The sequence below is a fragment of the Desulfosarcina sp. BuS5 genome, from assembly GCF_028752835.1.
In the GTDB taxonomy this organism is placed as follows: Bacteria; Desulfobacterota; Desulfobacteria; order Desulfobacterales; family BuS5; genus BuS5.
This window is the reverse complement of the sequence record NZ_CP087952.1, coordinates 1,172,665-1,199,047: the sequence shown is the minus strand read 5'-3', so window position 1 is coordinate 1,199,047 and position 26,383 is coordinate 1,172,665. Positions and strand designations below refer to the sequence as shown.

General features: G+C 37.5%; 44 protein-coding genes and 1 pseudogene. 3 read left to right on the top strand and 42 right to left on the bottom strand.

Features of this window, described 5'->3' with window-relative positions; all coding sequences use genetic code 11:
• Positions 1–30: 30 nt before the first annotated feature.
• From BuS5_RS05925 to BuS5_RS05820, 23 genes and pseudogenes are all read right to left on the bottom strand, one after another.
• Positions 31–252 (bottom strand): DUF5615 family PIN-like protein, encoded by a 222-nt coding sequence (locus tag BuS5_RS05925; RefSeq protein ID WP_157487496.1) that lies wholly within the window; start codon positions 250–252, stop codon positions 31–33.
• 230 nt (positions 253–482) lie between these two features.
• Positions 483–1,481, bottom strand: a pseudogene (locus tag BuS5_RS05920) (Rpn family recombination-promoting nuclease/putative transposase).
• Between the two features lie 149 nt (positions 1,482–1,630).
• Positions 1,631–1,897 (bottom strand): type II toxin-antitoxin system RelE family toxin, encoded by a 267-nt coding sequence (locus BuS5_RS05915; protein ID WP_027355074.1) that lies wholly within the window; start codon positions 1,895–1,897, stop codon positions 1,631–1,633.
• Complete coding sequence (locus BuS5_RS05910) at positions 1,890–2,090, bottom strand: hypothetical protein (protein WP_027355073.1); 201 nt, start codon at positions 2,088–2,090, stop codon at positions 1,890–1,892. The genes BuS5_RS05915 and BuS5_RS05910 overlap by 8 nt, the downstream gene beginning before the upstream one ends.
• 316 nt (positions 2,091–2,406) lie before the next feature.
• Positions 2,407–2,709: a HepT-like ribonuclease domain-containing protein gene (locus tag BuS5_RS05905; RefSeq protein WP_027355045.1), complete on the bottom strand. Its 303-nt coding sequence runs from the start codon at positions 2,707–2,709 to the stop codon at positions 2,407–2,409.
• Between the two features lie 148 nt (positions 2,710–2,857).
• Entirely contained in the window at positions 2,858–3,169 is a 312-nt protein-coding gene (locus BuS5_RS05900; protein ID WP_027355044.1) for a nucleotidyltransferase family protein, read from the bottom strand.
• Positions 3,170–3,365: 196 nt separating this feature from the next.
• Positions 3,366–4,007, bottom strand: coding sequence for a hypothetical protein (locus BuS5_RS05895; protein ID WP_274428092.1), 642 nt, complete (start codon positions 4,005–4,007; stop codon positions 3,366–3,368).
• Between the two features lie 307 nt (positions 4,008–4,314).
• A complete protein-coding gene (locus tag BuS5_RS05890; protein WP_027355043.1) occupies positions 4,315–4,674 on the bottom strand; it encodes a hypothetical protein in 360 nt (119 codons plus the stop codon).
• 156 nt (positions 4,675–4,830) lie between these two features.
• Positions 4,831–5,229 carry a PIN domain-containing protein gene (locus BuS5_RS05885; protein WP_027355042.1) on the bottom strand — a complete coding sequence of 133 codons (399 nt, stop codon included), beginning with the start codon at positions 5,227–5,229 and terminating at the stop codon, positions 4,831–4,833.
• The gene (locus BuS5_RS05880) at positions 5,226–5,474 is read right to left on the bottom strand and encodes an AbrB/MazE/SpoVT family DNA-binding domain-containing protein (RefSeq protein ID WP_027355041.1); all 249 of its coding nucleotides are present in this window, start codon (positions 5,472–5,474) and stop codon (positions 5,226–5,228) included. The genes BuS5_RS05885 and BuS5_RS05880 overlap by 4 nt, the downstream gene beginning before the upstream one ends.
• A 300-nt stretch (positions 5,475–5,774) precedes the next feature.
• Complete coding sequence (locus BuS5_RS05875; RefSeq protein WP_255342838.1) at positions 5,775–5,969, bottom strand: toxin-antitoxin system TumE family protein; 195 nt, start codon at positions 5,967–5,969, stop codon at positions 5,775–5,777.
• Positions 5,970–5,985: 16 nt separating this feature from the next.
• The gene (locus tag BuS5_RS05870) at positions 5,986–6,648 is read right to left on the bottom strand and encodes a hypothetical protein (RefSeq protein WP_274428091.1); all 663 of its coding nucleotides are present in this window, start codon (positions 6,646–6,648) and stop codon (positions 5,986–5,988) included.
• Positions 6,649–7,264: 616 nt separating this feature from the next.
• A complete protein-coding gene (locus tag BuS5_RS05865) occupies positions 7,265–7,495 on the bottom strand; it encodes a hypothetical protein (protein WP_027354791.1) in 231 nt (76 codons plus the stop codon).
• A complete protein-coding gene (locus BuS5_RS05860) occupies positions 7,495–7,725 on the bottom strand; it encodes a DUF5615 family PIN-like protein (protein WP_035266215.1) in 231 nt (76 codons plus the stop codon). Before BuS5_RS05860 ends, BuS5_RS05865 begins: the two co-directional genes overlap by 1 nt.
• A gap of 346 nt (positions 7,726–8,071) precedes the next feature.
• Complete coding sequence (locus BuS5_RS05855) at positions 8,072–8,503, bottom strand: PIN domain-containing protein (protein WP_274428090.1); 432 nt, start codon at positions 8,501–8,503, stop codon at positions 8,072–8,074.
• A 66-nt stretch (positions 8,504–8,569) separates the two neighbouring features.
• The gene (locus BuS5_RS05850) at positions 8,570–8,701 is read right to left on the bottom strand and encodes a hypothetical protein (RefSeq protein WP_255342834.1); all 132 of its coding nucleotides are present in this window, start codon (positions 8,699–8,701) and stop codon (positions 8,570–8,572) included.
• A 283-nt stretch (positions 8,702–8,984) separates the two neighbouring features.
• Positions 8,985–9,149 (bottom strand): PglD-related sugar-binding protein, encoded by a 165-nt coding sequence (locus BuS5_RS20400; protein WP_443112707.1) that lies wholly within the window; start codon positions 9,147–9,149, stop codon positions 8,985–8,987.
• A 23-nt stretch (positions 9,150–9,172) separates the two neighbouring features.
• Positions 9,173–9,412: a type II toxin-antitoxin system HicB family antitoxin gene (locus BuS5_RS05845; protein WP_035266213.1), complete on the bottom strand. Its 240-nt coding sequence runs from the start codon at positions 9,410–9,412 to the stop codon at positions 9,173–9,175.
• A 4-nt stretch (positions 9,413–9,416) separates the two neighbouring features.
• Complete coding sequence (locus BuS5_RS05840) at positions 9,417–9,599, bottom strand: hypothetical protein (RefSeq protein ID WP_027354789.1); 183 nt, start codon at positions 9,597–9,599, stop codon at positions 9,417–9,419.
• A 276-nt stretch (positions 9,600–9,875) separates the two neighbouring features.
• Complete coding sequence (locus tag BuS5_RS05835) at positions 9,876–10,289, bottom strand: type II toxin-antitoxin system VapC family toxin (protein ID WP_274428084.1); 414 nt, start codon at positions 10,287–10,289, stop codon at positions 9,876–9,878.
• The gene (locus tag BuS5_RS05830) at positions 10,286–10,516 is read right to left on the bottom strand and encodes an AbrB/MazE/SpoVT family DNA-binding domain-containing protein (RefSeq protein WP_274428083.1); all 231 of its coding nucleotides are present in this window, start codon (positions 10,514–10,516) and stop codon (positions 10,286–10,288) included. The genes BuS5_RS05835 and BuS5_RS05830 overlap by 4 nt, the downstream gene beginning before the upstream one ends.
• A gap of 551 nt (positions 10,517–11,067) precedes the next feature.
• The gene (locus BuS5_RS05825) at positions 11,068–11,988 is read right to left on the bottom strand and encodes a hypothetical protein (RefSeq protein ID WP_274428089.1); all 921 of its coding nucleotides are present in this window, start codon (positions 11,986–11,988) and stop codon (positions 11,068–11,070) included.
• Positions 11,985–12,143: a hypothetical protein gene (locus BuS5_RS05820; protein WP_274428088.1), complete on the bottom strand. Its 159-nt coding sequence runs from the start codon at positions 12,141–12,143 to the stop codon at positions 11,985–11,987. Before BuS5_RS05820 ends, BuS5_RS05825 begins: the two co-directional genes overlap by 4 nt.
• A gap of 160 nt (positions 12,144–12,303) precedes the next feature.
• On the opposite strand from BuS5_RS05820, the gene BuS5_RS05815 reads away from it, so the two are divergent.
• Positions 12,304–12,549, top strand: coding sequence for a hypothetical protein (locus tag BuS5_RS05815; RefSeq protein ID WP_274428087.1), 246 nt, complete (start codon positions 12,304–12,306; stop codon positions 12,547–12,549).
• A 471-nt stretch (positions 12,550–13,020) separates the two neighbouring features.
• On the opposite strand, the gene BuS5_RS05810 is transcribed toward BuS5_RS05815, so the two are convergent.
• From BuS5_RS05810 to BuS5_RS05795, 4 genes are all read right to left on the bottom strand, one after another.
• Positions 13,021–13,506, bottom strand: coding sequence for a transposase (locus BuS5_RS05810; protein WP_274428086.1), 486 nt, complete (start codon positions 13,504–13,506; stop codon positions 13,021–13,023).
• Between the two features lie 178 nt (positions 13,507–13,684).
• Positions 13,685–13,951: an IS110 family transposase gene (locus tag BuS5_RS05805; RefSeq protein ID WP_274428085.1), complete on the bottom strand. Its 267-nt coding sequence runs from the start codon at positions 13,949–13,951 to the stop codon at positions 13,685–13,687.
• Between the two features lie 494 nt (positions 13,952–14,445).
• Entirely contained in the window at positions 14,446–14,859 is a 414-nt protein-coding gene (locus BuS5_RS05800; RefSeq protein ID WP_274428084.1) for a type II toxin-antitoxin system VapC family toxin, read from the bottom strand.
• Positions 14,856–15,086 (bottom strand): AbrB/MazE/SpoVT family DNA-binding domain-containing protein, encoded by a 231-nt coding sequence (locus BuS5_RS05795; protein WP_274428083.1) that lies wholly within the window; start codon positions 15,084–15,086, stop codon positions 14,856–14,858. Before BuS5_RS05795 ends, BuS5_RS05800 begins: the two co-directional genes overlap by 4 nt.
• Positions 15,087–15,481: 395 nt before the next feature.
• Between BuS5_RS05795 and BuS5_RS05790 the strand changes: the two genes are divergently transcribed.
• Positions 15,482–16,798: a transposase gene (locus BuS5_RS05790; RefSeq protein ID WP_274427662.1), complete on the top strand. Its 1,317-nt coding sequence runs from the start codon at positions 15,482–15,484 to the stop codon at positions 16,796–16,798.
• Between the two features lie 568 nt (positions 16,799–17,366).
• Here the strand turns inward: BuS5_RS05790 and BuS5_RS05785 are convergent.
• From BuS5_RS05785 to BuS5_RS05735, 14 genes are all read right to left on the bottom strand, one after another.
• A complete protein-coding gene (locus BuS5_RS05785; protein ID WP_274428082.1) occupies positions 17,367–18,287 on the bottom strand; it encodes a hypothetical protein in 921 nt (306 codons plus the stop codon).
• A 90-nt stretch (positions 18,288–18,377) separates the two neighbouring features.
• Entirely contained in the window at positions 18,378–18,581 is a 204-nt protein-coding gene (locus BuS5_RS20395; RefSeq protein WP_443112706.1) for a type II toxin-antitoxin system HicA family toxin, read from the bottom strand.
• On the bottom strand, positions 18,578–18,832 hold the full coding sequence (locus BuS5_RS05780) for a type II toxin-antitoxin system HicB family antitoxin (protein ID WP_274428081.1): 255 nt from the start codon (positions 18,830–18,832) through the stop codon (positions 18,578–18,580). The genes BuS5_RS20395 and BuS5_RS05780 overlap by 4 nt, the downstream gene beginning before the upstream one ends.
• A 634-nt stretch (positions 18,833–19,466) precedes the next feature.
• Positions 19,467–19,604, bottom strand: coding sequence for a HepT-like ribonuclease domain-containing protein (locus BuS5_RS20390; RefSeq protein ID WP_369707430.1), 138 nt, complete (start codon positions 19,602–19,604; stop codon positions 19,467–19,469).
• A 602-nt stretch (positions 19,605–20,206) separates the two neighbouring features.
• Positions 20,207–20,419, bottom strand: coding sequence for a type II toxin-antitoxin system HicA family toxin (locus BuS5_RS20385; RefSeq protein ID WP_027354980.1), 213 nt, complete (start codon positions 20,417–20,419; stop codon positions 20,207–20,209).
• Positions 20,412–20,612 (bottom strand): type II toxin-antitoxin system HicB family antitoxin, encoded by a 201-nt coding sequence (locus BuS5_RS05775; protein ID WP_027354979.1) that lies wholly within the window; start codon positions 20,610–20,612, stop codon positions 20,412–20,414. Before BuS5_RS05775 ends, BuS5_RS20385 begins: the two co-directional genes overlap by 8 nt.
• Before the next feature lie 698 nt (positions 20,613–21,310).
• A complete protein-coding gene (locus tag BuS5_RS05770; protein WP_198012327.1) occupies positions 21,311–21,496 on the bottom strand; it encodes a hypothetical protein in 186 nt (61 codons plus the stop codon).
• Positions 21,497–21,532: 36 nt separating this feature from the next.
• Positions 21,533–21,772: a hypothetical protein gene (locus BuS5_RS05765; protein WP_198012326.1), complete on the bottom strand. Its 240-nt coding sequence runs from the start codon at positions 21,770–21,772 to the stop codon at positions 21,533–21,535.
• Between the two features lie 651 nt (positions 21,773–22,423).
• On the bottom strand, positions 22,424–22,690 hold the full coding sequence (locus BuS5_RS05760; protein ID WP_051375161.1) for a hypothetical protein: 267 nt from the start codon (positions 22,688–22,690) through the stop codon (positions 22,424–22,426).
• 509 nt (positions 22,691–23,199) lie between these two features.
• The gene (locus tag BuS5_RS05755; RefSeq protein WP_027354978.1) at positions 23,200–23,547 is read right to left on the bottom strand and encodes a DUF5615 family PIN-like protein; all 348 of its coding nucleotides are present in this window, start codon (positions 23,545–23,547) and stop codon (positions 23,200–23,202) included.
• Positions 23,548–23,552: 5 nt separating this feature from the next.
• The gene (locus BuS5_RS05750; protein ID WP_027354977.1) at positions 23,553–23,792 is read right to left on the bottom strand and encodes a DUF433 domain-containing protein; all 240 of its coding nucleotides are present in this window, start codon (positions 23,790–23,792) and stop codon (positions 23,553–23,555) included.
• Positions 23,793–24,190: 398 nt separating this feature from the next.
• Positions 24,191–24,457 (bottom strand): toxin-antitoxin system TumE family protein, encoded by a 267-nt coding sequence (locus BuS5_RS05745; protein ID WP_035266470.1) that lies wholly within the window; start codon positions 24,455–24,457, stop codon positions 24,191–24,193.
• Complete coding sequence (locus tag BuS5_RS05740; RefSeq protein ID WP_274428080.1) at positions 24,454–24,861, bottom strand: hypothetical protein; 408 nt, start codon at positions 24,859–24,861, stop codon at positions 24,454–24,456. The genes BuS5_RS05745 and BuS5_RS05740 overlap by 4 nt, the downstream gene beginning before the upstream one ends.
• A gap of 481 nt (positions 24,862–25,342) precedes the next feature.
• Positions 25,343–25,663 carry a hypothetical protein gene (locus BuS5_RS05735; protein WP_274428079.1) on the bottom strand — a complete coding sequence of 107 codons (321 nt, stop codon included), beginning with the start codon at positions 25,661–25,663 and terminating at the stop codon, positions 25,343–25,345.
• Between the two features lie 26 nt (positions 25,664–25,689).
• Here BuS5_RS05735 and BuS5_RS05730 point away from each other — a divergent pair, with 26 nt between their 5' ends.
• Positions 25,690–25,875, top strand: coding sequence for a hypothetical protein (locus BuS5_RS05730; protein WP_274428078.1), 186 nt, complete (start codon positions 25,690–25,692; stop codon positions 25,873–25,875).
• A 143-nt stretch (positions 25,876–26,018) separates the two neighbouring features.
• Here BuS5_RS05730 and BuS5_RS05725 read toward each other — a convergent pair whose 3' ends face one another.
• Entirely contained in the window at positions 26,019–26,330 is a 312-nt protein-coding gene (locus BuS5_RS05725) for a transposase (protein WP_274428077.1), read from the bottom strand.
• Positions 26,331–26,383: the final 53 nt, after the last annotated feature.

The following is a 26,383-nucleotide window of genomic DNA, read 5'->3' as shown; positions in this document are numbered from 1 at the left end:
ATTCCATCTAAAATCAAAAAACGAAAACATCTAAATGCAGATGCCTTTAGAAGGCTTTTTGAGCCGATAAACAAGCCCACCAAAATCCTTATCTTCTGTTAACAAAATGCGTCCTTTATTGTAAGCATCAAGCAAAACTTCATCGTCAGAACTACCCGGAGTTTTTTCTAATACGTATAAGACATCATGCCCATTTTCTCTTAAGGATGCCACTAACCCCGTATCACAACACTCATCGGCCAAAAATTTCAATTTATCATCTCTTAGGCAAAAGCAATTTCTTCGTCAGCCAAATAATCAGCTGCAAATTCCTGAACAGCAAAAATATCTTCCCGTTTTATATTTAGAGCGTAAAGGGGACGTTGCTATTTTTCCTGGTTTATTGACCCGCTACTAATTTCTTTAAGCATTTTTCCAGTATGTATATCTGTCAAAAATGAAGGCCTGACCCTTGTGACCATAGCTTATGCTTGTACACTTTTTTATTTATATGATGTTCCGAACTCTCCTCCGGACTCCCTTCTTAAAAGATTCAACGGAATTTCAACTTCTTCTCTATTGAGAACCTTTTTGACAATATAAATATCTAAATTCATCATTTTTGCTATATTCTCATCTGCAATCCCGTTCTTTCTCATGGTCTGGATTACAGAATACAATGTATTGTAACTTCCTTCCTGTCTTCCTTCCTGTCTTCCTTCCTGTCTTCCTTCCTGTCTTCCTTCCTGTCTGAGTTTTTCAGCAGTAGTCATAGCAAGATCACCTCCTTTTGGCGTTACAGGTTTGATTGCCTCTACAACCCTTAATGTTTTAATTTCTGTTACCTGAAATACATATTTTATGATAGATTCAAGAAATTTTAAACCCTTTTCTTCTTGAAAATAGATTCTGCCTATTTCGAAAAAATTTCTTAATTCTTTTTCCAGTTTTTCAGTATGGAAAATATTTTTTAATATCAACAAACTGATTTTTAAAGATGCCTGAGTAAATATTCTATCTGCAATTTCCTCATCCGTATAATGCGATAAATCTACAAAAATATATTTAAAATCAGGAATAAATGGAGCTATCTCTTCCGGTAAATTCTTAAAACATGATTTAAGCCTGCCAGGCTTCCAGTTTTCTTTGCCATGATATAAAATAATGGGAATAACCGGAACAAAAACTTCCTTTTGTTTGATATTATATTCCCATATTTTAATCATATATCTGTTTAACTAGTATGGCAAATTATTATCAGGCGAACTTTTATGTTCAAACAAAAGAGCGATCTTTATTTTTGACTGTTCATAAGAACATGAATATACAATATCTGAAAAATGTTCAGACAGTTCTTTATCCACATAGGAAGTATTTTCCAGACAGATGGTTGGATAATCAAGCTTTGCGTTTATTTCAGCAGGAAGAACATGGCTTGCAAAATCAACTGCATGTTCTTTGATTGAAAAGGTGTGTTTAAAAAAAATATCGTGATGTCCCATTATATACTATCCGTCCTTGCCTAAAGCGGGTCATGAGGGTCATGGGGTCAAGTCTACGCTTGACCCTTAGTCTGTCCTGAATAAACCTATTAACAACATAAGGGACGGAGCACGTGGGCAACTTTGTAAACTTATTCATCAAGAAACCCCTATGTTTTATAAATATTGTCATGGTGATCAAAATCAAGCAGCGTTACTATTTTTTCATCTTTGTTAATTTCATAAATCAACACAAAAGACCCACCTACGTGCACCCTTCGCTTGTTTTGCAAAGGCTTTCTTAAGGGCTTGAAACGGTAAGGATTATCAAGTATCTCCTGCACTTTTCTATCTATCAGCACAAGTAATTCTCTGTCTTTTTTCTTGAGCTTCTTAAATTTTCTGTCAAGATTTTCCTTGATTGCAAGTTTATACATTTAATCCATATCTTTTGCTAAAGTCTTCGACCATGACTTCTTTTTCAAAGTCAATATCTCTCATCCGCAAGATAAATTCATCACGCAACTCAGGCTCTTCCATAAAACTTTTCTTTATCAGAGCCACCTCGCGCTTTAAATCAACTACCATTTTATAAATGTTTTCAAGAGTGATGTTTTGTTGAGCAAGCATCTGCTTAATCTCCTTTTATCTGTCCTTCTTAAAAATACATCCAGCCCAAAAACCAACAAGCGGGAAATTTTGCTTACTTCCGCATATTGAAAAATGGGGTCAGGTCTACGCTTGACCCTTAGTCTGTCCTAAAACAAACAACTTTTTTCAGAATGTTTAGGGATCAGGTCATGATAACAATTTAAAATTAAAAATATTTCATTCCCAAAAATAGAATTAACCGCAGAACCACGCAAATATTTATTCCGCTAAATTCAACACCACCCGCTTGATTTCTGCCTTGGGAATCCTGCCCTTTGAAGGTTAATGACATTGATTAATCGATTAAACTTTGAATCTCTTTTTTAAGGATTGGCAAATGCCTTATAATTGTTCCCAAAACTATTGCATCGTCAATTTTATCATAACCATGAATTACTCGATTCCGCATACTGATAATTTGCTTTTTAGTCGAAATATTTATTTTATCATCAATTTGGGCAATCCTGTTCATTGCTTCTCCTATGATTTCGAACTCTCTTTCAACCGCACGGCGAAGCATTTTATTGCTCTGATAAACATTAAAATTCTTTTTGTCTCCAAGATAATTTTCAATTGAATCAATTGATTCTTTTGGCATCCTTCATTTGTCGTTGACACTTTTAAAACAACAATAGGACACAGATGCACACAGATAAACACAGATAGGTTTATTTGTTAAAAAAAGTGCAAAGTAATTTTGAAGTGATATGAAGGATGTCATTCTTTTTATATCGAAGAGAAATTTTTTAATCACGTTTTTCATAAATCAAAGTTTTTGTCAGATTTACTGAATCAATGAAATAAGGATTTGATAGTGATTTGTCAGTTACTAAATCAACGGATCTATGAAATATGTCCTCAAACTTATCCGCTACCAAAAAATAATTATCAGCATAATCAGCATAATCCATTGGATTGAAAGAAATCAGCAAATCAATATCGCTTGAATTATTAAACTCATCAGTACACACAGAACCAAATGCAAATAAGGATTTAACATTATGTGTTATACATAATGTTTTTATTTTTTCAATATTTTTTCTAATTATTTTGTGCATTACGTTTAAGGGTCAGCTTATGCTAACTATCTTAAATTTAAGAAATTTTATTTCAGGAAAACAACGGGGTTACATCTTAAATATTAATTATTAGAGCCTTGGATGTAATGGGACGCTGGTGACTTGTGACCTTATTCATCAAGAAGCCTCTGCTTTTTTTAACTGCATTCCCCTGATCTTAATCCTGTAAACTAAATCAGCAAATAAAACCAAAACTATCAATTTCTTTTATCTGTATAGCCTTCCTATGAAGCTCTTTTAATTTTGCGGGGTCATTTGTCTGATTTATTTTATCAATAATTTCAGGTGAAATTTTCCCAAAACGTAATTCAAGAGCCTCTATGATATTTTCTTTTGTATTCTGAATTATTCCCTGCTGCATTCCCTGCTGCATTCCTTTTTCTCTAATATATTGTGCTAACATGGCTGTCTCCTTATGCTGAATTATTTCATGATACAGGTTTTCCTGTTCTTTTTTGCTTACTTCCGCATACACATCAATAAAATCAACATACTTATCAAAAAGCCCGTGGGAAGCAAGTTGAAATAATCCTGAGTATGCCTGCCTTATCACCTCTATTCGTTCATCCTTTTTATAATTCATTTTCGGCAGTAATATTTTAACCACAGGATTGTTTATATTGTAATAATCTCGTGCATTGAAGTCAAATAGTTTGAAAAACATATATTCGAAATGAAGAAACAATCGGTCGTTTAATTTTGTTTGCAGTTTGCGGACAACATCTTTACGCCAGTTTGTACGATCAGTAAATAAAAGCGTTGGTATTACCAGTGCCTGCGGGTGAGCCTCCATCAGGTCTGTCGTATAACGCAGCAATTTATAGATTGAAAATTTTGCCTTGTCTTCCTGAAACTCAACCAGTCACAAAAGCAGTTGCTGATTTTCAAAAGAAAACAAAATCGGCATGTCTAATGATAAGCTCGGATCAGGGAGTTTATGCTTTTTAGGTTCCTGGCGAATAAACTCAACTTTACGCACCTGACCCCAATTTTGCTGTGCTTGGGGGAAAAACCACTCTAAGAAATAAAGGGGGTCGTATCTTAAATATTCAATATTCAGTTTGCCCCTTCATGAGTTAATGACGCTGGAATGACGCTGGGAGGATGCTGGTAACTTTGTTAACTTATCCATCAAGAAGCCCCGTCTTTTTTAATTGTATTCCCCTTCCTGCTGCTTTCTTGACGCCAACTCGACTGATCCCCAAAAATCTTGCAACCTCCGCTGCTGGATAACCAACTTCTTCAACAGCCAGCCAGGCAACCAGCGATCTGGCTTTGGAATACTTTTGTTGTCTGCTTCCTGAGCATATCAACTCTGGTTTAATGTCCAATCTCCCAGCTACCAGTTCAATCAATTCCTCTATGGTTCGTTTAGGCTTATATTTCTTTTCAAGTATTCGTTCCGATTGTTGCAGCGTCAAACTGACAAAACCACCGCTTCCGAGTATTCTTTGATCAGATTTTTCTCTGTCTTCCTTTTTCAACCCTGACAACCCTATTATCAGGAAATCTTTTTGCCGGAACTGATGCCCGCCTCGGTCCAATTTTAAAAGAGACAAACCGGAAATTTTGGGGAATATCCATTGTTTTATAACTTTTTAAGTCGGCCCTGACAAACAGCATCGGGAACTACCCTTATGTCACTTTGCCAATTCAAACAGGTTGAATTTAGATGCTTTTTTATCAAAAGTAATAATGCTTTCGCAACCTTGGGTCTTGGCGGAATGGGCAATTAACAGGTCTGAAAGATCATATCTGTTTCCTTGTGCGGAATGTGTGAATTGTTGTAAAGTTGACTGATACTCAAATTTTAAAATCGGCATCAGTGTTAGTTCGCTTATTGATTCTAAAATTTCAGTTCTGTGGATCTCATAGACTGATTCTAATACCCAAATTAATTCTATTATTACGAGTAAGGGCACAAATAGTTCATTCTTTTCTGATTCAGCTTTTTTAAATATGTTGTAAACTTTTTTTGCTTGTAGTTCATCATCACCTATCAGGAAACGAATCAGGATATTTGTATCTATTCCTTTCATTTGAATTTATCCTTCATTCTGTTTCTTACAGCCTCATCTATAGCTTCGAGAGTCACAGCTTTTCTGCCTGGTTTATGTAGTTTGCAAAAAACGTCATCTACTTTTTTTGAGATAGGCCTGATTATGGCTTCTCTTTTTTCTGTGACAATGATCTCGATTTTATCACCAGTATGCAATTTCAGCAATTCTCTAATTTTTTTTGGGATAGTCACTTGTCCCTTAGTTGTGAGAGTAGCTAACGCCATAACATCCTCCTTACTTTATCTGTTATCTTACTATATTGTAAGGCGGTTATGTCTCAATGTCAAGAAATCTTATAAAATAGACAACTTATTCTATAATAGCATCGGGGGATCATGAAAATGGGATCAGGTCTACGTTTGACCCTTAGTCTGCCCTGAAACAAGCAACTTCCTTTAAAACGTTTAGCAGTCAAGTCATGCTAACCATTTTAAATCCAAAAAATTAGAATTAACCGCGAAACCACGCAGATGTTCATTTTTCTAATTTCAACACCATCCGCTTGATCTCTGAAAGCAACAGGGTCACATCTTAAAGGCAACCCGGGGGACGTTATGTTGCTTTATTGGTTTTTTTTCGAGACCTTTGCAAAGCTCTTGATGGGCGTATTCTTTTGTGTTTTTGTGTTCAAGGAACCGAAAGGCAGGCTTATGTTTTGCGTTATCGTATCTGAAAATCAATTCCACTTTGCTATTTTTATATTGGCAGGCGTAACTCACTTTCTTAATTTTATATTTAGTTAGTCTGCAGCCAATCAACTGAATTCCTTTGCCCGGAAGTTTTGCGATTGGTTAGGGCCGCGCCCCCTTCACTGGACTGGGTAAGCACATATAGCCCCGCCTTCTCAGCGTAACGGCTTACATCATTTTTCACCACTAATGCTCCAACCCCGCCAAAAAGTTTGCGCCCCCGGAACTCGGGAAAAACTTCCATGAATTTAGGTAGTCTCTTTTCTAAAAAATTGTCTACCATCCGCTTTTGCAATTTGTTTTTGACCTCTATTACCAGCACAAAATCTCCATTTACCGCCACAATATCGTATTCCCCGACTCCCTTCCTTTTCAAATTTCTCTTCACATCAGCAAAAATCATATCACGCTCATTTTTGAAAAGATAACGGACATTTCTGTAAAATAAATCCTCGGCTACCTCACCTTGCACAAGTCCAAGATCGCCTAACTGTCTTCCAATTTCATCAAGCTTTATTATCGTCTTTTCAAGCTGTTTTTCGGTCTTTTGTATCTGCGCATCGGTTTTCCGTTGCTGGGCATTGGTCTCTTGTAGCTGGGCATCGGTCTTTTTTTGAGACTCCTTCAGTTCTGAGGTGCCTTGAAGAAGCAAGGCTAAGCCCTTCTCTATTCGATCTAATCTAGTTTCTTTGTTTTGTTTGCTTTTCATTTTGTTTCTGTGTTTTAGTTTTATGATTATTTTGAGTTTTCAGCAGAGACAGGGAACCGTTGGCATCCAAACAACCTGTTTTTTTATTTCACAAAGTTTGCAAAAATTCAAAGTTTTTGTCAGAAAAAAACGAAAAAAACGGGTCAAATCTACGCTTGACCCTTAGTCTGCCCTAAAACAACCAACAAGCAATATACAAATATGTTATCTGTAGGCAACAAAGAGCCACCATAAAATTTACTATTGGCTGAAGCCATTCCTTGATTATATACGCAAGGAGCTTTATTGAACCTGATTTTTTTCATATATTATGAGTTTGTAAATTTCTGGTAGCTAATTTTATTACGTTATAAAGCTTTTAATAACTGCTCATATTTATTATGTTCACCAATCCAGTATCAAATCACTGACGTCTCATTTCTTACAGCAAGTGCCCGATAATCCATTGTAACTCTTACTGACCAGATATTGTATTCCGTATTCACACATTTAAAATTCAAAGAAGGATGAAACGGGTTCTTCTTCCAAAGATCAAATTTTCTATCTACATCCCTTTGAATCTTCTTTGATAATCCCTTATATGATTTCCAATATGACTTTACAGTAAATGGATTCACTACATCACCTGGCTTTTTCCATTAATATGTTCTTGAAGAGCTTGTTTTGCCATATTAATCATTGGTTCTGGAGACTTTGATAATAATTCCTGCCATTTCTGTTCACTATAGAGTTCATTTACAAAATTTCTTAACATTTCTAAAGCCTGATCTCTATGAACTTTATCAATCCCTTCCAAAATCTCAACAGCAGTCAAAGATTCCGGAGTCAAAGATTTTACAGTTTGCATTACACCACCTCTCTATCCTCTGTTTTTTCATAAAATACTATTTGGGTCTCGGTAGAACCGGAACCTGCGAGGCAGGCAGGATTATTGGGATTTTCTTTCACAGCCCAGCTCAAAATCTCATTGTCACTCATTCTTGGGTTTTTCTGACCGACCTCGGCTACGTCATGCCCCAAGTGAATCAACCAACGAGCTACGGCCCCACTTGCGTTGACATCCAACAAAAAATTCATAGCGCTTATCCAACTGCAACTCGATCAAAAACATTCTCTTTGGCCACCATATGATAAAAAGATGGGGTCAAGTCTACGTTTGACCCTTACTCTGTCCTGAATCAACCAACAATGCGAAACTCGGATTATAAGTTTATTTTTTCAGTTCCTGGCGTACCTGGCGGCTTGTGCGCAACAGGCTGTCAAAAACACCTTAAACGCTTTCGCGCCTTGCCGGCCAGGCGCCTCAGCGCTTAAAATTCCGAACTTATTTTTGAACGCATCTTGGTTACATCAATCTTGTAAAGATGGGTAAGTCTTTTTTTATCGCCTGGTGGAGTTCTATTTAAAAAAATTGAAGATTGATTCAGATGAATGGATTTATGATTGCAAGTTTATTCTCCAGGATAAATCCATCCTGCATATCTTCCGAAATCAAGTAATTTGCATCACAATCCAGAGCGCTGGCTGCAACAACGCTGTCCCGGAAAGAAAAACTCTTATCAGCGCGTATCTTTGATGCCTTTAACAGTATAGCTTGAGATAACTCAAATACTGGATATTTTTTGTATAGTGATTCAATTAAATGCTGAATTTTTCCTTCCGAAAAATTTACTTTTTTTATTAAGTTCACACACATCTCATTAATTATTTGAGTACTGATAACAATCTCACACTTTTTTATAACAGCTCTGGCAATTTCAGTTTTTTGTATGTCTTGAGATTGAATAAATGAATAAAGCCATATATTCGTATCTATGAAATATATTGAATCAGACTGTACATTAAAATCCGTCATAAATTTCTTCTCTCAAAAAAGGTGAAAAGCTCTTTAATCTTATAGGATTTTCTAACAGACTATCAATTATGTCGGAATGCTTTGTTTTTTTTCAGTTATTACAATAACTTTCGCAGTGTTCCCCATTTTTTGTTTGTATTTTTCAGGAATTCGGATAATTCCATTTTTTATTTTTGATTTAAATTCAATAATTTCCATAGTGATTTCACTCCTGTGTGTCTTTTGGGAAAATAGAGAAATTCCGGGGACACCTTACATACGCTTCGCTTCTCATTAACATGGGGGGGAAACAAGAAAACAACAGGATCACTTCTTAAATATTAACTATTCAAGTCATAATCTTGCCCCCCCTTTTTGGAATTAACGAGTTAATGAGGGGACGTTGCCTCTATTCCACTTTTTTTCATCAAAACATCTCAAGCCCTTTCCAAGGGTTGAACTTGGGGATGTTCCTTGATGTATTGATTTGTCCTGCGGGACGTTAGTGCAGAGCGTGTACAACCAATAATTTTGGTTTAAGTTTTTTGTATAATAAGACCTTTGCAAAATGCCCCCGTCGCATCAAGACTGTCACGCCAGCCTGCTCAATTACGTCAGTGCATGATTTGCAGTGTCCGCCACCGCCGATTAGTATGAGATTCTGCATAATAAAAACAACGGATAACTGGTTTAGGATGCAGTTAGATTTTCATTTAGGGATTTTGTCCATGCCGGATCGGAAATGTCAATCATGGCCATTTCGGCGCCAGGCTCAAAAGGCACTTCGGTATCCAGCATATCTTCAGCGCCAATTCGTAAAGATTCGACAAGTTTCGCTTTTGTTTTCTCCTGTGCATTTACTCCTGGCAGATCAATAAGCCAGCCAATCCACCATCCATCAGACTTTTTTATAATTGCCCTGTATTTCATATTATCACCTCAAAAATGGTATATCCAAATCCTTACAAATTTTCCTTGCTAATTCATCAACAATTTCATTATGTCTCGGAACCCCTGTTTTCAATCTCCCTTTTTGATAAATACTGTGCCTGCTGCCTTCACGCAATAAAAATCCGTTATATTTTTTGATATGTTTTATAAGTTGCTTTCTTTTCATATTCTCACACTGCTCGGCAGATTCACGATTCTATCCTGAAGCCATCTGGCATTTTGCAAATTCCCTTTTTGACATTTTTTATACATTATTTCCTCCCATATCTGGGAAAAAACGGGAAAAACGGGTCAGGTCTACGTTTGACCCTTAGCCTGCCTGAATCAAGCAACAATACGGGCACGGTTTATAAGTTTATTTTTCCCGTTATCGGTAAAATATGGAGTAAGGTTCAAGGGTTTGTTGGCGCCATGGTTTATTGGGTTGACTTGTGCTAACCCGCTATGAATGCCTGGTCTTAAGCCATTGAATCGAATATTTGTCTCCGAGCTTCTTGAATTCAGGGTCACCGGTAACTACTACTCCCTTTAATCTATATGAAAGGGCCGCAGCAAAACAATCGGCATAAGCTATCTTGTAACTGCCTTTTAATTTGGCTGCTTCGTAAATCAACTTTTGATCAGCATCTACTATTTCAATAGGATATTGTTTGAGTTGTCCAACAACCTTCTCTGCAGTTTCAACTCCTTGCTCTCTCAGAGTATTATAATAGATCTCACCCCAGTTGATCACCGACATGTAAGCCTTAGCTTTCCGATCCATTATTGACTTCAAAATCAGCGCTACTTTTTCAGCTCCGGGTTCATCTTCGAAAAAGGCAATCATCGCAAAACTGTCCATTACATATTTCTTCACAATTCCGCCTCTTTTTTCCTGTCCGCTACAAGGCTTCTCAAAATCATTCCTTTTGTCTTCAACATCCCCCGCCCTTCCTGGATTGGATCGTCTGCAATAGGCTCCACTATGATTCTTTCTCCATCGTCATAGACGTTGACTTGCGTGCCCTTCTTGATCTTAAATCTCGCCCGAATCTCTGCGGGAATAACAATTTGACCCTTTATTGTCGACGTTACTATAGGCATATTAATTCTCCAGTATTACGTTTTTCTTTATTTATGTAATACACAGGCTTCAAAATGTCAAGGTGGCAGGGGCAGGTCGTCGGAGAAAATGGGGTCATGTTGACCCTTAGTCTGCCCTGAAACAACCAACATGGGCATGCCAGGCCTGCGGGAGGTTCCATAAATAGTATCTGCTGAATTTCTATATTCGTAGTATTTTAGGCTGGTTAGGGATTTTCATATTATTGCTACCCAAGAAGGAATTGTCATAGTTGCCCTGTTGCCGCTATATATGAAAAGGCCGTTTTTGATGTCTCGCAAAGAGTCGAACGTAACCATGACTAACTACCTGAAAACATGGTACAATAGAAATTCAGCAGACACTAAATAAGTAAATAACTTGCTACGGAAAAATAATGCGGATTTGGGGAACAAAACAAGGTCACATCTTAAATATTAATTATTCGAGTCTTGGATGTAATGGGGGAGCGCTGGTGGCTTGTGATCTTATTCATCAAGAAGCTTCTGCTTTTTTAACTGCATTTACCCTGATTTTAATTCTGCAAACTGAATCAGCAGATAAAGCCAAAATTATCAATTTCTTTTATCTGTATAGCCTTCCTATGAAGCTCTTTTAATTTTGCGGGGTCATTTGTCTGATTTATTTTATCAATAATTTCAGGTGAAATTTCCCCGAAACGTAATTCAAGAGCATCAATAATGTCTTCTTTTGCTTTTTGAATTATTCCCTGCTGCATTCCCTGCTGCATTCCCTGCTGCATTCCTTTTTCTCTAATATATTGTGCTAACATGGCTGTCTCCTCATGCTGAATTATTTCACGATACAGGTTTTCCTGTTCTTTTTTGCTTACTTCCGCATACACATCAATAAAATCAACATACTTATCAAAAAGCACGCGGGAAGCAAGTTGAAATAATCCTGAGTATGCCTGCCTTATCACCTCTATTCTTTCATCCTTTTTATAATTCATTTTCGGCAGTAATATTTTAACCACAGGATTGTTTATATTGTAATAATCTCGCGCATTGAAGTCAAATAGTTTGAAAAACATATATTCGAAATGAAGGAACAACCGGTCGTTTAATTTTGTTTGCAGTTTGCGGGCAACATCTTTACGCCAGTTTGTACGATCAGTAAATAAAACCGTTGGTATTACCAATGCCTGTGGGTGAGCCTCCATCAGGTCTGTCGTATAACGCAGCAACTTATAGATTGAAAATTTTGCCTTGTCTTCCTGAAACTCAACCAACCACAAAAGCAGTTGCTGATTTTCAAAAGAAAACAAAATAGGCATGTCTAATGATAAGCCCGGATCAGGGAGTTTATGCTTTTTAGGTTCCTGACGAGCAAACTCAACTTTACGCACCTGACCCCAATTTTGCTGTGCCTGGGGGAAAAGCCACTCTAAGGTTTCCTTTGGAAAATCTAAAAACAGGTTTTTGAAATTGTGATCATGTGATTGTTTTGTCATAGGTCAATATCTCTCATTCGCGAGATAAATTCATCGCGCAACTCAGGCTCTTCCATAAAACTTTTCTTTATCAGAGCCACGTCGTGTTTTAAATCAACTACCATTTTATAAATATTTTCAAGAGTAATGTTAATGGCGTCGTAAAAAGTCTCCATATACTGCGTTATAGCGTTTGACCATACGCTTGACATATTACATGTATGCCTTCACTATCTAAGTAGATAATATGAAACGGGTTGACCGCAGATGCAAAATCCACAAAAGTATGGTATGCATCTGCAAAAATAAAAATAAACAATAAAAGGAGGCCAACCCGTGAAAAAGAAAATAGCATACATTGGCATTGATTACCATATGGAAACTGTTTCAGCGGCTGTAATAATCGAAAATAAAAAAGATTTTTTTGATACAATTCGTATGAAAAATAATGACAAAATCATTTTAAAATATCTAAAAAAATATCAAAAGAATTTGAAAAATGAAAAATGGGGTCACCCATTAAAGGTTAAGTCAAGAAAAAAAACACCTCTCCTGTCAAAAAAATATTGTTTTTTTTTGTAATTTTCTACGTAGAATAAAAGCACAAAAAAATTTATATTCACATCTGTTACTTCTTTTTGTTGGTTCACGGTATGTTAATCCGCACCAGTCACCCATCAGGATTCAGGCTTATTATGCTCCAAGCAAATGCTTAAGAAACATTGCCCCCGCTGCCATTTCAGCAGCCCAGAAAATCTTCAGTTCCGTATCGTGTCCAATTGTTTGTTTTCAAATCTTATGGTTATTAGCCAACCCCATTATAGGTTCACGACACAGGCGAATTAAAAGATATTTTGAGATTTTATTCTGTTATATTTTTAAGGAAACAGAAGCTGCCAATCAAGTCTTATGAATTAAAATCAACCCCAATTCCGGTTCACTTCTGTTCCCGAACTTATTTTCTAAAAAGATACTCTACGTCATAATCCACCTGATCTCGCATTACATAATATGAAGCTCTTGCAATTTTATTGCTTAATGCTTTGATTGCCACTATTCCATTTCTCTTTGCTTTTTTTCGCTGATAAAATCTTTGTGCCTCAGGACTGAATCGTATAGCAAAGTTCGCAGCTCCAACATAAGCCCAGGAGAGGTATTTATTCCCATTTTTTTTATTATTTTCGCCTTTTTTTTACCGTTGGAGATCCTTTCGCTCTTCACACATCGGCAATAAGACGAATAGGCTCCTACTTTAGAGAATCTTTTAATATCACCTACTTCAAGCATAATTGTAAGTCCAAGGATTTTACCTATACCCGGAAATGTCTTGAGTTTTATGAATTCAGGTGCTAATTCAGCTACTTTCAGAACTTTTTTTTCAATATCTTTGATAATATTTTTGAGAAATTCTATTGTTTTAATGTTTTGTTGAGCTGTAAACACCAGATACGAATCAGTAAATAGTTCTTCGGCATCTTCTGTTTTTAGTTTTTTGATCGCATTTCCTGACATTCTTAATCCAAGATTTCTTGTAATCATACTTTGAAGGCTCAAAATATGTGTTGTTCTTTGCTTGACGTATAAAAGTCTTCGTCTCAATAAATCCCTTACAGCTCGAAATTCTTTAGGATAAATATAGCCTTCAGGAAGTATGCCTAAACGGAATATATGTGCCAGCCAGAAAGAATCCCACTTATCACCTGCGTGTTTGAGTCCACTATATTGCTGAATAGCGGCGGAATTTGCCGGAATTTGCCAAGTGCATATTATATCCGATATCTTGTAAACCATCAACCAGCCAGTACCAATTATAGGTAGATTCAACAACTACACCGGTTAGTGTTTCTTTAAACTGCTCCAATGCCGGCGCTATAGCTTCAAGAGTGTTTGGTAATCGTTTTTCAAAGAGCCGTTTATCATTCTCATTGATAACAACAATATAATTATTACTTGAATGTAAATCTATTCCAGCGTATGTTTTCATCCGACACCTCCGAAATCCTATTTGAATTAATATTCTGGTTCCATGGTTTTACTATGGATAAGGAGGTGTCAATCTTTTTCCTGATTTTTACTATTTATTTGTAATTACAACCTCTTGTGATATTATATTTTTACTTTGCAGAGGATAGGGCAATGCTGGGAAGCAACCCGAGCGCTGCAAGGCGTCTATACGAATGTGGAGGGCATTGCCGTGTCCTTCCTTTTTTTTATCCCCATTCGGAAGACCATAAGCGAAAAATCCCAGGGGGTCTGGGGGACAGAGTCCCCACAGCATGAGTTAAACAAAAACCTATCGAATTTCGCTATGACCTTTATATGATTATCAAGTCTACGTTTGACCCTTAGCCTGTCCTGAATCAAGCAACAATACGGGCACGGTTTATAAGTTTATTTTTCCCGTTATCGGTAAAATATGGGGTAAGGTTCAAGGGTTTGTTGGCGCCATGGTTTATTGGGTTGACTTGTGCTAACCCGCTATGAATGCCTGGTCTTAAGCCATTGAATCGAATATTTGTCTCCGAGCTTCTTGAATTCAGGATCACCGGTAACTACTACTCCTTTTAATCTATATGAAAGGGCCGCAGCAAAACAATCGGCATAAGCTATCTTGTAACTGCCTTTTAATTTGGCTGCTTCGTAAATCAACTTTTGATCAGCATCTACTATTTCAATAGGATATTGTTTGAGTTGTCCAACAACCTTCTCTGCAGTTTCAACTCCTTGCTCTCTCAGAGTATTATAATAGATCTCACCCCAGTTGATCACCGACATGTAAGCCTTAGCTTTCCGATCCATTATTGACTTCAAAATCAGCGCTACTTTTTCAGCTCCGGGTTCATCTTCGAAAAAGGCAATCATCGCAAAACTGTCCATTACATATTTCTTCACAATTCCGCCTCTTTTTTCCTGTCCGCTACAAGGCTTCTCAAAATCATTCCTTTTGTCTTCAACATCCCCCGCCCTTCCTGGATTGGATCGTCTGCAATAGGCTCCACTATGATTCTTTCTCCATCGTCATAGACGTTGACTTGCGTGCCCTTCTTGATCTTAAATCTCGCCCGAATCTCTGCGGGAATAACAATTTGACCCTTTATTGTCGACGTTACTATAGGCATATTAATTCTCCAGTATTACGTTTTTCTTTATTTATGTAATACACAGGCTTCAAAATGTCAAGGTGGCAGGGGCAGGTCGTCGGAGAAAATGGGGTCATGTTGACCCTTAGTCTGCTCTGAAACAACCAACATGGGCATGCCAGGCCTGCGGGAGGTTCCATAAATAGTGTCCATCCATAAATAGCCATTTATGGATGGACACTAAATAAGTAAATAACTTGCTACGGAAAGATAATGCGAATTTGGGGAACAAAACAAGGTCACATCTTAAATAGTATCTGCTGAATTTCTTTTTTATGAAAGAAATGCTTTGCTATCCATAGCAGTATATGCCATTTTTTAAATTGCAGCTAAATGGTATTTTAAGCACTCTAAAAAGGATAGGAGGTATTCTGATGATAAAAAATACTTTTGAAGAAGTTCTTTCTGATGAATGGGTGAAAGCAAATATAACCAATCCAGTTCAGGAATTGGTTATTATCCGTGGGATAATTCCATGGCAAAAAATGATTACAAAGTTGTGTAAATTTTATAACACCAGTCAGGGTGCTTTTGGAAAATCTCTCAGGATGATGACAGCGATTTTGATTTGTATAAAATACTATCAATTAAGTGATAGGCAAATGGTTAAGCATATAAAAGAAAACCACTATATTCAATATTTTTGTAACATCACAAATGAGGAATTGCAAACATGCCTGGATCCGAGTTCTATATGTGTATTTCGAAAACGTATAGGTGAAGAAGGTGTTGAAATTATAGAAAAAGAAGTTTTTGAGGTTCTACGCAAAGCTGGGATAATACAGGGTGATAATGCTATGATAGATTCAAGCGTATTGAAAAATAACGTTATCTATCCAAATGATGTACATTTAATTTTTAAAGCTTTTGACAAAATGAAACAATTTGCCGTTTTGCATCAAATCTCCTTGTGGTGGGACAATAATGAAGTAAAAAAATTATGGCGAGAATTTTTTTTGAACAAAAAACAAAACCGTTTGGAATGGTTACTCAAATTTAATATATTATTTATTCCTGCTCTAAAAATATTTGATAAAAAAGTTGAATCATTAAAGACCACAAAGAAAAAACAAATAAAAGCTGACAATATGTTTGCTATTCTTACTATTCTTGAAGCACAAACCTTAGAAAAACTCGAAGGTAAAAAACAGATAAAAAACCGGATTGTATCCATTGATGAACCGGATGCCCGCCCGATTGTAAAAGGAAAAGAGCATCCGAAGTGTGAATTCGGCACAACAATGGAAATGACTTTCAATAGGGAAGGATTCATGATTACCATTGAAAATTTTATCGGTAATCCAAATGATAAAACGCTTTTTGCTGGAACACTCGAACAGTTCAAAAAACGGATGAAAGGCGAACCGGAAAATATTATTACCGACCTTGGTTACAGAAGCAATGGTAATTTTAAAATTGCAGACAATATCAGTAACGTTTTTTTGGGGCGTAAAAAAGATGTATCCGAAGAAAAACAGAGTTTTTGCTGTAAAGCCCGTTCAGCAACAGAAGGTTTCATAGCTATTGCAAAAAATATTAGAGGTTTTGGATGCAGTCTTTATAGAGGATTTGAAGGAGACCGTATATGGTCATTGCTTTGTCAAACCGCTTATAATCTTAAAAAGTTTATTCAGCTTCTAATGGGAGAAAAGATTGAAGAAAAAAAACTGATGAAACTCGGGCTGGCATAAGCCGAACAAGGATTTTATCAAAAATAGTTGATTTTAAAAAATATGCGGATAGGAGAGGTGCGTCTATAGGTGTTAACAATTTGCCGTTTTTTACCAAAATTCAATTAAAATACCACAAATGAGCTTAAAATTTTAGATTAAAATTCTCTATGATTAATATATGAACAATGCTGATATACTATGTTATTATCGAAATTCAGCGGATACTAAATAGTGCTTAAACGAAAACCCTATTAATCAAAACAAAACAAAACAAGGTGTTATTGTTTGTTTATTTAAATGAAGTTTTAGGTGTTAGATGTTAGGTTTTAGGTGTTAAAGAAAAAATAGAACATGTTTAGAGCTAATACCTAACGCCTAAAAGCTAATCGCTTTAAATCTTTGTTTAGAAAAAAAGCTGGAAATAGTTATTTTATCAACATGATAGATAGTTTTCCTTCAGGCACTAAATATTAATTATTCGAGTCTTGGATGTAATGGGGGGGCGCTGGTGGCTTGTGATCTTATTCATCAAGAAGCTTCTGCTTTTTTAACTGCATTTACCCTGATTTTAATTCTGCAAACTGAATCAGCAGATAAAGCCAAAACTATCAATTTCTTTTATCTGTATAGCCTTCCTATGAAGCTCTTTTAATTTTGCGGGGTCATTTGTCTGATTTATTTTATCAATAATTTCAGGTGAAATTTCCCCGAAACGTAATTCAAGAGCATCAATAATGTCTTCTTTTGCTTTTTGAATTATTCCCTGCTGCATTCCCTGCTGCATTCCCTGCTGCATTCCTTTTTCTCTAATATATTGTGCTAACATGGCTGTCTCCTCATGCTGAATTATTTCACGATACAGGTTTTCCTGTTCTTTTTTGCTTACTTCCGCATACACATCAATAAAATCAACATACTTATCAAAAAGCACGCGGGAAGCAAGTTGAAATAATCCTGAGTATGCCTGCCTTATCACCTCTATTCTTTCATCCTTTTTATAATTCATTTTCGGCAGTAATATTTTAACCACAGGATTGTTTATATTGTAATAATCTCGCGCATTGAAGTCAAATAGTTTGAAAAACATATATTCGAAATGAAGGAACAACCGGTCGTTTAATTTTGTTTGCAGTTTGCGGGCAACATCTTTACGCCAGTTTGTACGATCAGTAAATAAAACCGTTGGTATTACCAATGCCTGTGGGTGAGCCTCCATCAGGTCTGTCGTATAACGCAGCAACTTATAGATTGAAAATTTTGCCTTGTCTTCCTGAAACTCAACCAACCACAAAAGCAGTTGCTGATTTTCAAAAGAAAACAAAATAGGCATGTCTAATGATAAGCCCGGATCAGGGAGTTTATGCTTTTTAGGTTCCTGACGAGCAAACTCAACTTTACGCACCTGACCCCAATTTTGCTGTGCCTGGGGGAAAAGCCACTCTAAGGTTTCCTTTGGAAAATCTAAAAACAGGTTTTTGAAATTGTGATCATGTGATTGTTTTGTCATAGGTCAATATCTCTCATTCGCGAGATAAATTCATCGTGGGAAAACATAGGGACGTTTGTGCTTTTGTTGCTTCTGCCCACGTATCATTTATCACAAGGAGTTTTTATCAATCCCAAGCTGTCTGCAAACTGCTGAGATTGTGCCTGCTTTCAAATCCTTTCGGCCCCAATCCGGAATGGTTGTTCCTCTTTCTGTAGCTGGGTTAAACCATTTCCGATGCGATCCGCCGCCACGACGCTTTATTTCACGACATCCAATTGCCAGCAGCTTTTTTGTGAACTCTCTGTAATTCATCCTTCAGCCATAATCAAAGACTCAAACCATACAGGAGCCTCAGCGTTATTTGCTCGTAAATTCGCAGGAAATTGTTTTCCCATATCCTGGTATAGTTCGATGACAGCGGCAAGTGCATCGTGAACACATGAATTCAGATCATCGATGTCATCGATTTCTGTCACCAATTCAGGAACCAAAGGACTGGTTATTGTCCAACCGCCTTCCTTTTGTGGTTCAAGAACTAAGGGAATTTTCATCATTGTTTTCATAAGGTGCTTTGTCCTTCCTATGCTTCTCATCTCAGAGGACGCTGGTTACTTGTTAATTATTTGGCATCCTTCAAATTTAGTTTACACTTTAGTCAAAAACCCTGTAGGGGTTAGACATACCAGCCCAGAGCAGCGCTCTGGGTGTTATAGATAATGAATATTAGCCCTGAAAGGGCGTGACATATGTTAAAATGGGGTCAGGTCTACGTTTGACCCTTAGTCTGCCCTGAAACAAGCAACTTTTTTCAGAATGTTTAGGGATCAGGTCATGATAACAATTTGAAATTAAAAATATTTCATTCCCAAAAATAGAATTGACCGCAGAACCACGCAAATATTTATTCCGCTAAATTCAACACCACCCGCTTGATTTCTGCCTTGGGAATCCTGCCCTTTGAAGGTTAATGACATTGATTAATCGATTAAACTTTGAATCTCTTTTTGTAACCGTTCACGGTTACAAGCGGCATAATTTCCTGTTTATAAATTGAATCTCAGGCCATCAACGTAAGGCGGGACAGCTACTTTGGTGGATTCGTCGCTTACGCTCCTTAATCCACCCTACGGTTCAAGAGCAACGTAAGTTTGTAGGGTGGATTAAGCGAAGCGAATCCACCGAAACCTGCTGTATTTTTCAACCGTTGACTGTGAACCTATAACCGTGAACGGTTACCTCTTTTTTAAGGATTGGCAAATGCCTTATAATTGTTCCCCAAACTATTGCATCGTCAATTTTATCATAACCATGAATTACTCGATTCCGCATACTGATAATTTGCTTTTTAGTCGAAATATTTATTTCATCATCAATTTAGGCAATCCTGTTCATTGCTTCTCCTATGATTTCGAACTCTCTTTCAACCGCACGGCGAAACATTTTATTGCTCTGATAAAAATGGAGTCAGGTCTACGCTTGACCCTTAGCCTGCCTGCGAACAACAACATGAATTAATTTTATATTTTTTATCGAACAGTCTTTTAAGAATTATTGACACATGTCACATACGCTTCGCTTCTCATTAACATGAGTTTAACCGGGTAAAGATTTTTTTGCTTTCTCAGTTTCCTGATAAAACTGTAAAAAAAGCAATCAGCCTTTGGCTTCGAGTGTTATAGCAAAAAAAGTAAGGGTCGAAAACGAAATTTGTGACTATCAATAACAACAAGATGACAGTAAACATTCTGCATAATTTTCTATTAGCTTCTTCAACCGAAACTACTTCAGGGACTAAAAGGGGGACGAGGTTGAAATTGCGCGTTTCGTTTTTATTTTTGTTTTTTGAACCGCCCCAGTACGATTTCCCGAACCTACCTCGGAGGAATGGCCTTCGGATTCCACAGGGCAGGCGAAGGCGCGAAGAAAGAATTCATCTTTCAAAGCAGGTTCTTGAATTTATCAATGCTCAGATCGGCATCCCTAACAATACCAGCCATAGTGTAGGCATCTACTGGGTTCGCTCTAGGAATGGTGATAATTCTATCGCCGTTGGTCATTGCAATGTGCTTACCCTGCCTGACAATCCAAAACCCTGTCTTTTTAAAAGCCTTCACCGCTCTCTGATGATTTATTCCTGACAACTTAGGCATAGGCGATTTCTACGTACCGAGTTTCCTTATCATCAGTAAGTTTATCAACGGTTTCCAAATAGGCTCTAATGGCGTCTTTGACATTTTCCAACGCCTCAGCTTCTGACTTTCCTTGAGACCAGCAGCCAGGTAGTCCGGGAACCCGGATAGAGTAACCTTCTTCTGTCTTTTTGAGATTTACTCTATACTTCATGAGACTTTTCTCCTCTTTTTAAAAATTTTGCCTTCCTTATCACACTGAAATCTGGAAAGAAATGAGAATTCCGGGGACACCTTACTTATTTTTATCCCAATAATTTTTTAAGGTTTTAAATTAATTTGCTCCCGTTGAAGTTCATTAATGAGCATCCCTGTGAATTTACAGATTATTTGAAAAATTGCGGGGACGTTATAAATAAATTAAACATAACCTTCTCCCCGACTTTCAGGCTCTCAAAATACTTATTAACTTATTTGTGTCTTGGTTCAGCGTGAATTGGAGAATTCCAATTTAAAAATAAGCAACATTTTGGCATCCTTCAAATTTAGTTTACACTTTAGTCAAAAACCCTGTAGGGGTTAGACATACCAGCCCAGAGCAGCGCTCTGGGCTGGTATGTAACGCCCTTTCAGGGCTAAAATGCTTACTCCATCAAATTTATTATAATTCAGTAAATAGTTAATAAAATCAAATATCATTTTCGAAAAGTGTAAATTACTTTTGCCCCTTAATGAAGGATGTCAATTAATTTTATATTTTTTATCGAACAGTCTTTTAAGAATTGTTGACATATGTCACATACGCTTCGCTTCTCATTAACATGGGGGAAACAAGAAAACAACAGGGTCACTTCTTAAATATTAATTATTCAAGCCCTGGATGTAATGGGGAGGCGCTGGTGACTTGTGCCCTTATTCACCAAGCGCCTCTAAATCAGCAAGGTCTTTTTTTCTGCCGGAAACTCTTTTATTCAGAACATAATGATCACGCCCAATATAACATACCGGAACATCACCATATTTGCCTTTATCGCATTCTTTAAAAGCCTTGTCCCATGATGATATACCTGATATTGATGTGATAATATCTATACGCACAGGTGGATAACCTAATTGAATAACTTTACCAGGACTTTAAAAATCTTCAGGCTTTAAACCAACCGAGCCAAAACCAAATTCTTTGAGCGCTTTTAAAATGTTCAGTGCATTCTCCATATCGGGCTTAACAAACATATCTATATCTCCAGTATATCTCGGAGCGCCATGATAGGCAAGTGCATAACCTCCCACTACATAATCTCCCACTATAAGATATTTAACTTTATGTACGTTGAATAACTCTAACAACTCTTTGAAGTCTTTCTGAACCTCCATGAAATTGTCTCCTCAAATAATCAACCGCTGCTACTCTTTCTTCATGTGATTTGCTCAACCAATACTCTAAATCATCTAAAAGCAAACTTTTATCATTTATATTTCTTATTTTAACTACCTTTTTAATCATTATAGTACCTTACGCCTGAAACCCTGTCATAGTCGTTTAATTTTGTTTGCAGTTTGGAGGAATTCCGGGGACACCTTACTTATCTTTATCCCATAAACTTGCTTATCTTTTTAACATCATAACTATGCATATTAATTATTCGATATTACATTTTCCTTTCTTTATGTAATACACAGGCCTCAAAACGTCAAGGCATGCAGGGGGACGTCCATTGGTTTAAGTGATTCAATTAAAAAAAAACGGGTCAAGTCTACGTTTGACCCTTAGTCTGTCCTGAATCAACCAACAATGCGAAACTCGGATTATAGGTTTATTTTTTCAGTTCCTGGCATACCTGGCGGCTTGAGCGCAACAGGCTGTCAAAAATACCTTAAACGCTTTCGCGCCTTGCCGGCCAGGCGCCTCAACGCTTAAAATTCCGAACTTATTTTTGTACGCACCTTGGTTACATCAATCTTGTAAAGATGGGAGTCTTTTTTTATCGCCTGGTGGAGTTCTATGTAAAAAAATTGAATATTGATTCAGATGAATGGGTTTATGATTGCAAGTTTATTCTCCAGGATAAATCCATCCTGCATATCTTCCGAAATCAAATAATTTGCATCACAATCCAGGGCGCTGGCTGCAACAACGCTGTCCCGGAAAGAAAAGCTCTTATCAGCGCGTATCTTTGATGCCTTTAACAGTATATCTTGAAATAACTCAAATACTGGATATTTTTTGTATAGTGATTCAATTAAATGCTGAATTTTTCCTTCCGGAAAATTTACTTTTTTTATTAAGTTCACACACATTTCATTAATTATTTGAGTACTAACAAAGAGAGGAAAAAGGGGTCACATCTTAAATATTCAATATTCACTTTTTTATTTTATTCAGCTTACCCTTAACCCGCTTATTTTGCGTTATTTTCTTTTCAACACGATTATAGGCCATCGTTTTTCACTCCTGTGGACTTGGGGACGGGACTTGGGACGGGTACGTCCTTAAATAAGTAAATAACTTGAGCGTAACTTTTTTGTGTTTAATTGTTTTTCTATAGTTTCCCGCAGAAATAATTTCACTGCCTTATCGGCCAAAACCTTCGGCCGACGGAGAACAATTGGGGCCGCGTCTTGATTAGTGCATTAAACCTGTAGCTCAAAGACGACAGGGGGCTCTTAACTTTTAAACTTATTTTTTATCAGACAGGGTTAACCTCAGTACGATGGTTCCCACCTACGTGGCAGGCGGGATTATTGGGATTTTCTTTTATCATTCATTACTTTCCAGAAAAAAGTAATAAATGATAATCAGCCTACGGCTTCCGGACACGGAATTTTATGGTTAATGCAATAACAATGGCTCCGGATTCCAAATCCTGGCTATGACGATCAAGCACATCATGCAAGAGCGCTATTCTCTCAGACCGTGGCAGATTTTCCAAACGTAAGACACCACAATGTGGTTTCCCTTGTCGCCAGATCATTTCCTCAAAATCGTTGTCTGTCGTAACAATAATCCTGCTCTCCCTCACAGCCCAGCTCAAAATCTCATTGTCACTCATTCTTGGGTCTTTCTGACCGACCTCGGCTACGTCATACCCCAGGTGAATCAACCAACGAGCTACGGCCCCACTTGCGTTTACATCCAACAAAAAATTCATAGCGCTTATCCAACTGCAACTCGATCAAAAACATTCTCTCTGGCCACCATATGATGAGCATAGAGCAATGCAGCACGAAGATCATCCGGTTCAAGTTGGGGATAGTCTTGTAGAATCTCTTCTTCTGTAACCCCTCTGGCCAATAGCTCCAATATCATTTCAACAGATATTCTCAGGCCGCGAATAAGAGGTTTTCCACAAAGAATGTCTTTATTAAAGGTGATCCGATTTAGTATATCCTGCATAGTTATCCTCCACAAAAAATGGGGTCAGGTCTACGTTTGACCCTTAGTCTGCCCTGAAACAAGTAACTTCCTTTAAAACGTTTAGTAGTCAAGTCATGCTAACCATTTTAAATCCAAAAAATTAGAATTAACCGCAGAACCACACAGATGTTTATTCTTCTAATTTCAACACCATCCGCTTGATCTCTGGAAACAACAGGGTCACATCTTAAAGGGTAACCGTTCACGGTTGCCGGTTTATGGCTAACATTTTTGTCAGAGTTTCTGTTTCCGTTCCCATGGTTGAGTTGTTGTTGAAATTGTGGTGATGGCGGCCGGGCTGTAGAGACAAGGCATGCCTTGTCTCTACGGTGTTGCCACTGTTACCATTGATTCCCATATAACCGGTGTTGCCGGCGTTACCGTTCTATTTTCAACCGTAAACCGTGAACGGTTACCTTAAAGGCAGCCTGGGGGACGTTATGTTGCTTTATTGGTTTCTTTTCGAGACCTTTGCAAAGCTCTCGATGGGCGTATTCTTTTGTGTTGTTGTGTTCAAGGAACCGAAAGGCAGGCTTATGTTTTGCATTATCGTATCTGAAAATCAATTCCCCTTTGCTATTTTTATATTGGCAGGCGTAACTCACTTTCTCAATTTTAGATTTAGTTAGTCTGCAGCCAATCAACTGAATTCCTTTGCACGGAAGTTTTTGCGATTGGTTAGGGTCGCGCCCCCTTCACTGGACTGGGTAAGCACATATAGCCCCGCCTTCTCAGCGTAACGGCTTACATCATTTTTCACCACCAATGCTCCAATCCCGCCAAAAAGTTTGCGCCCCCGGAACTCGGGAAAAACTTCCATGAATTTAGGTAGTCTCTTTTCTAAAAAATTGTCTACCATCCGCTTTTGCAATTTGTTTTTGACCTCTATTACCAGCACAGAATCTCCATTTACCGCCACAATATCGTATTCCCCGGCTCCCTTCCTTTTTAAATTTCTCTTCACATCAGCAAAAATCATATCACGCTCATTTTTGAAAAGATAACGGACATTTCTGTAAAATAAATCCTCGGCTACCTCACCTTGCACAAGTCCAAGATCACCTAACTGCCTTCCAATTTCATCAAGCTTTATTATCGTCTTTTCAAGCTGTTTTTCGGTCTTTTTTATCTGGGCATTGGTCTCTTGCAGTTGAGCATCGGTCTTCTGCAGTTGAGCATCGGTCTTCTGCAGTTGAGCATCGGTTTTTCGTTGCTAAGCATCAGTTTTTCGTTGCTGAGCATCGGTTTTTCGTTGCTGAGCATCGGTCTTCTTTTGCGACTCCCTCAATTCAGAGGTTCCTTGAAGAAGCAATGCTATACCCTTCTCTATTCGATCGAGTCTGGTTTCTTTGTCTTGTTTGCTTTTCATTTTGTTTCTATATTTTGGTATGTTTTAGTTTTACAATTATTTTGTGTTTGCCGCAAAGGCGGGTAACCGTTGCCACCCAAACGGCCTGTTTTTTTTATCTCACAAAGTTCGCAAAAACTCAAGAAAAAATGAAAAATGGGGTCAGGTCTACATTTGGCCCTTAACCTGTCCACCTTTTTTTCACTACCGTTTCAACAGCTTGCAGGCCATCAAGTTCTTCAACCCATTGGTAAAGGGTTTTATGAGAATCGGGTTTGCAAACAAGAATGAAATCAAGCCCGTTCTGCAAAATCAATTTGCATAGCGATTGCTTACAATATAAATCATCGCCTAAGATGGTGATACCAAATGCCTTATAAAGCGGAACAAATTGGTTTAACCAGCGTTTAGCTGCCGCATTTTCACAGTCTTGTTTTTTATGTCCGTCCTGCGGGGTAATAAACTCAGGTGGTAAGGAACGAGGACGAAATAACTTCCCCAACTATGCACACAGTAAATTGTTGTTGTATGAGCGAAGATCATCGAGGCAAGAAAAGAAGGAGATTGCGTAAAGAATACCGAAAAACCGCTAAGGGCTATATCCTCAATGCTGTATTGTATGTTGCTACCGATGCGCTTATCAGGAAAATTGTGGCTCGCAATACGAAGCTGCTGCACCATCATCTCAAAAGAGATATCCGGCAGTTGCGTTGATGCGATTATTTTCGCTTCCTGATTTTGGGGCAAACGAATATGAGTCCAAGATAACCGATAATAGTTAATTGTTCTTACCCATTATTTGTTACCACAAGCTTATGCGTTTGTTTATAGATTTTATTTTTAATTAAAACAGTGTGTTATTGGTTATGATGGTTAGGGGGAATAAATATCCCAAATATCTTGCTCCAACTAAAGCCATAATTAGAATTGCTGTTTCCGATCTGTTGGTATAGACGATCTTTTTCAGCCTCATAAGCCTTTGCATCACGACCCCTGTTTTGCGAAAAAACTTCTGTTGATTCAGTAATCAGTTTTTTCTTCCACTGGCCGATTTGATTGCTATGGACTCCATATTCAGTTGCCAGTTCATTTATTATCTTCTGGCCTTTTATGGCATCCAGCGCAACCCGAGCCTTAAAGTCTTTGGTATAATTCTTTCTCTTTTTCATTTGCTTCCTCCTGTTTGTTTAGAATTACACCTTAACATATTGTCGCATTTTTG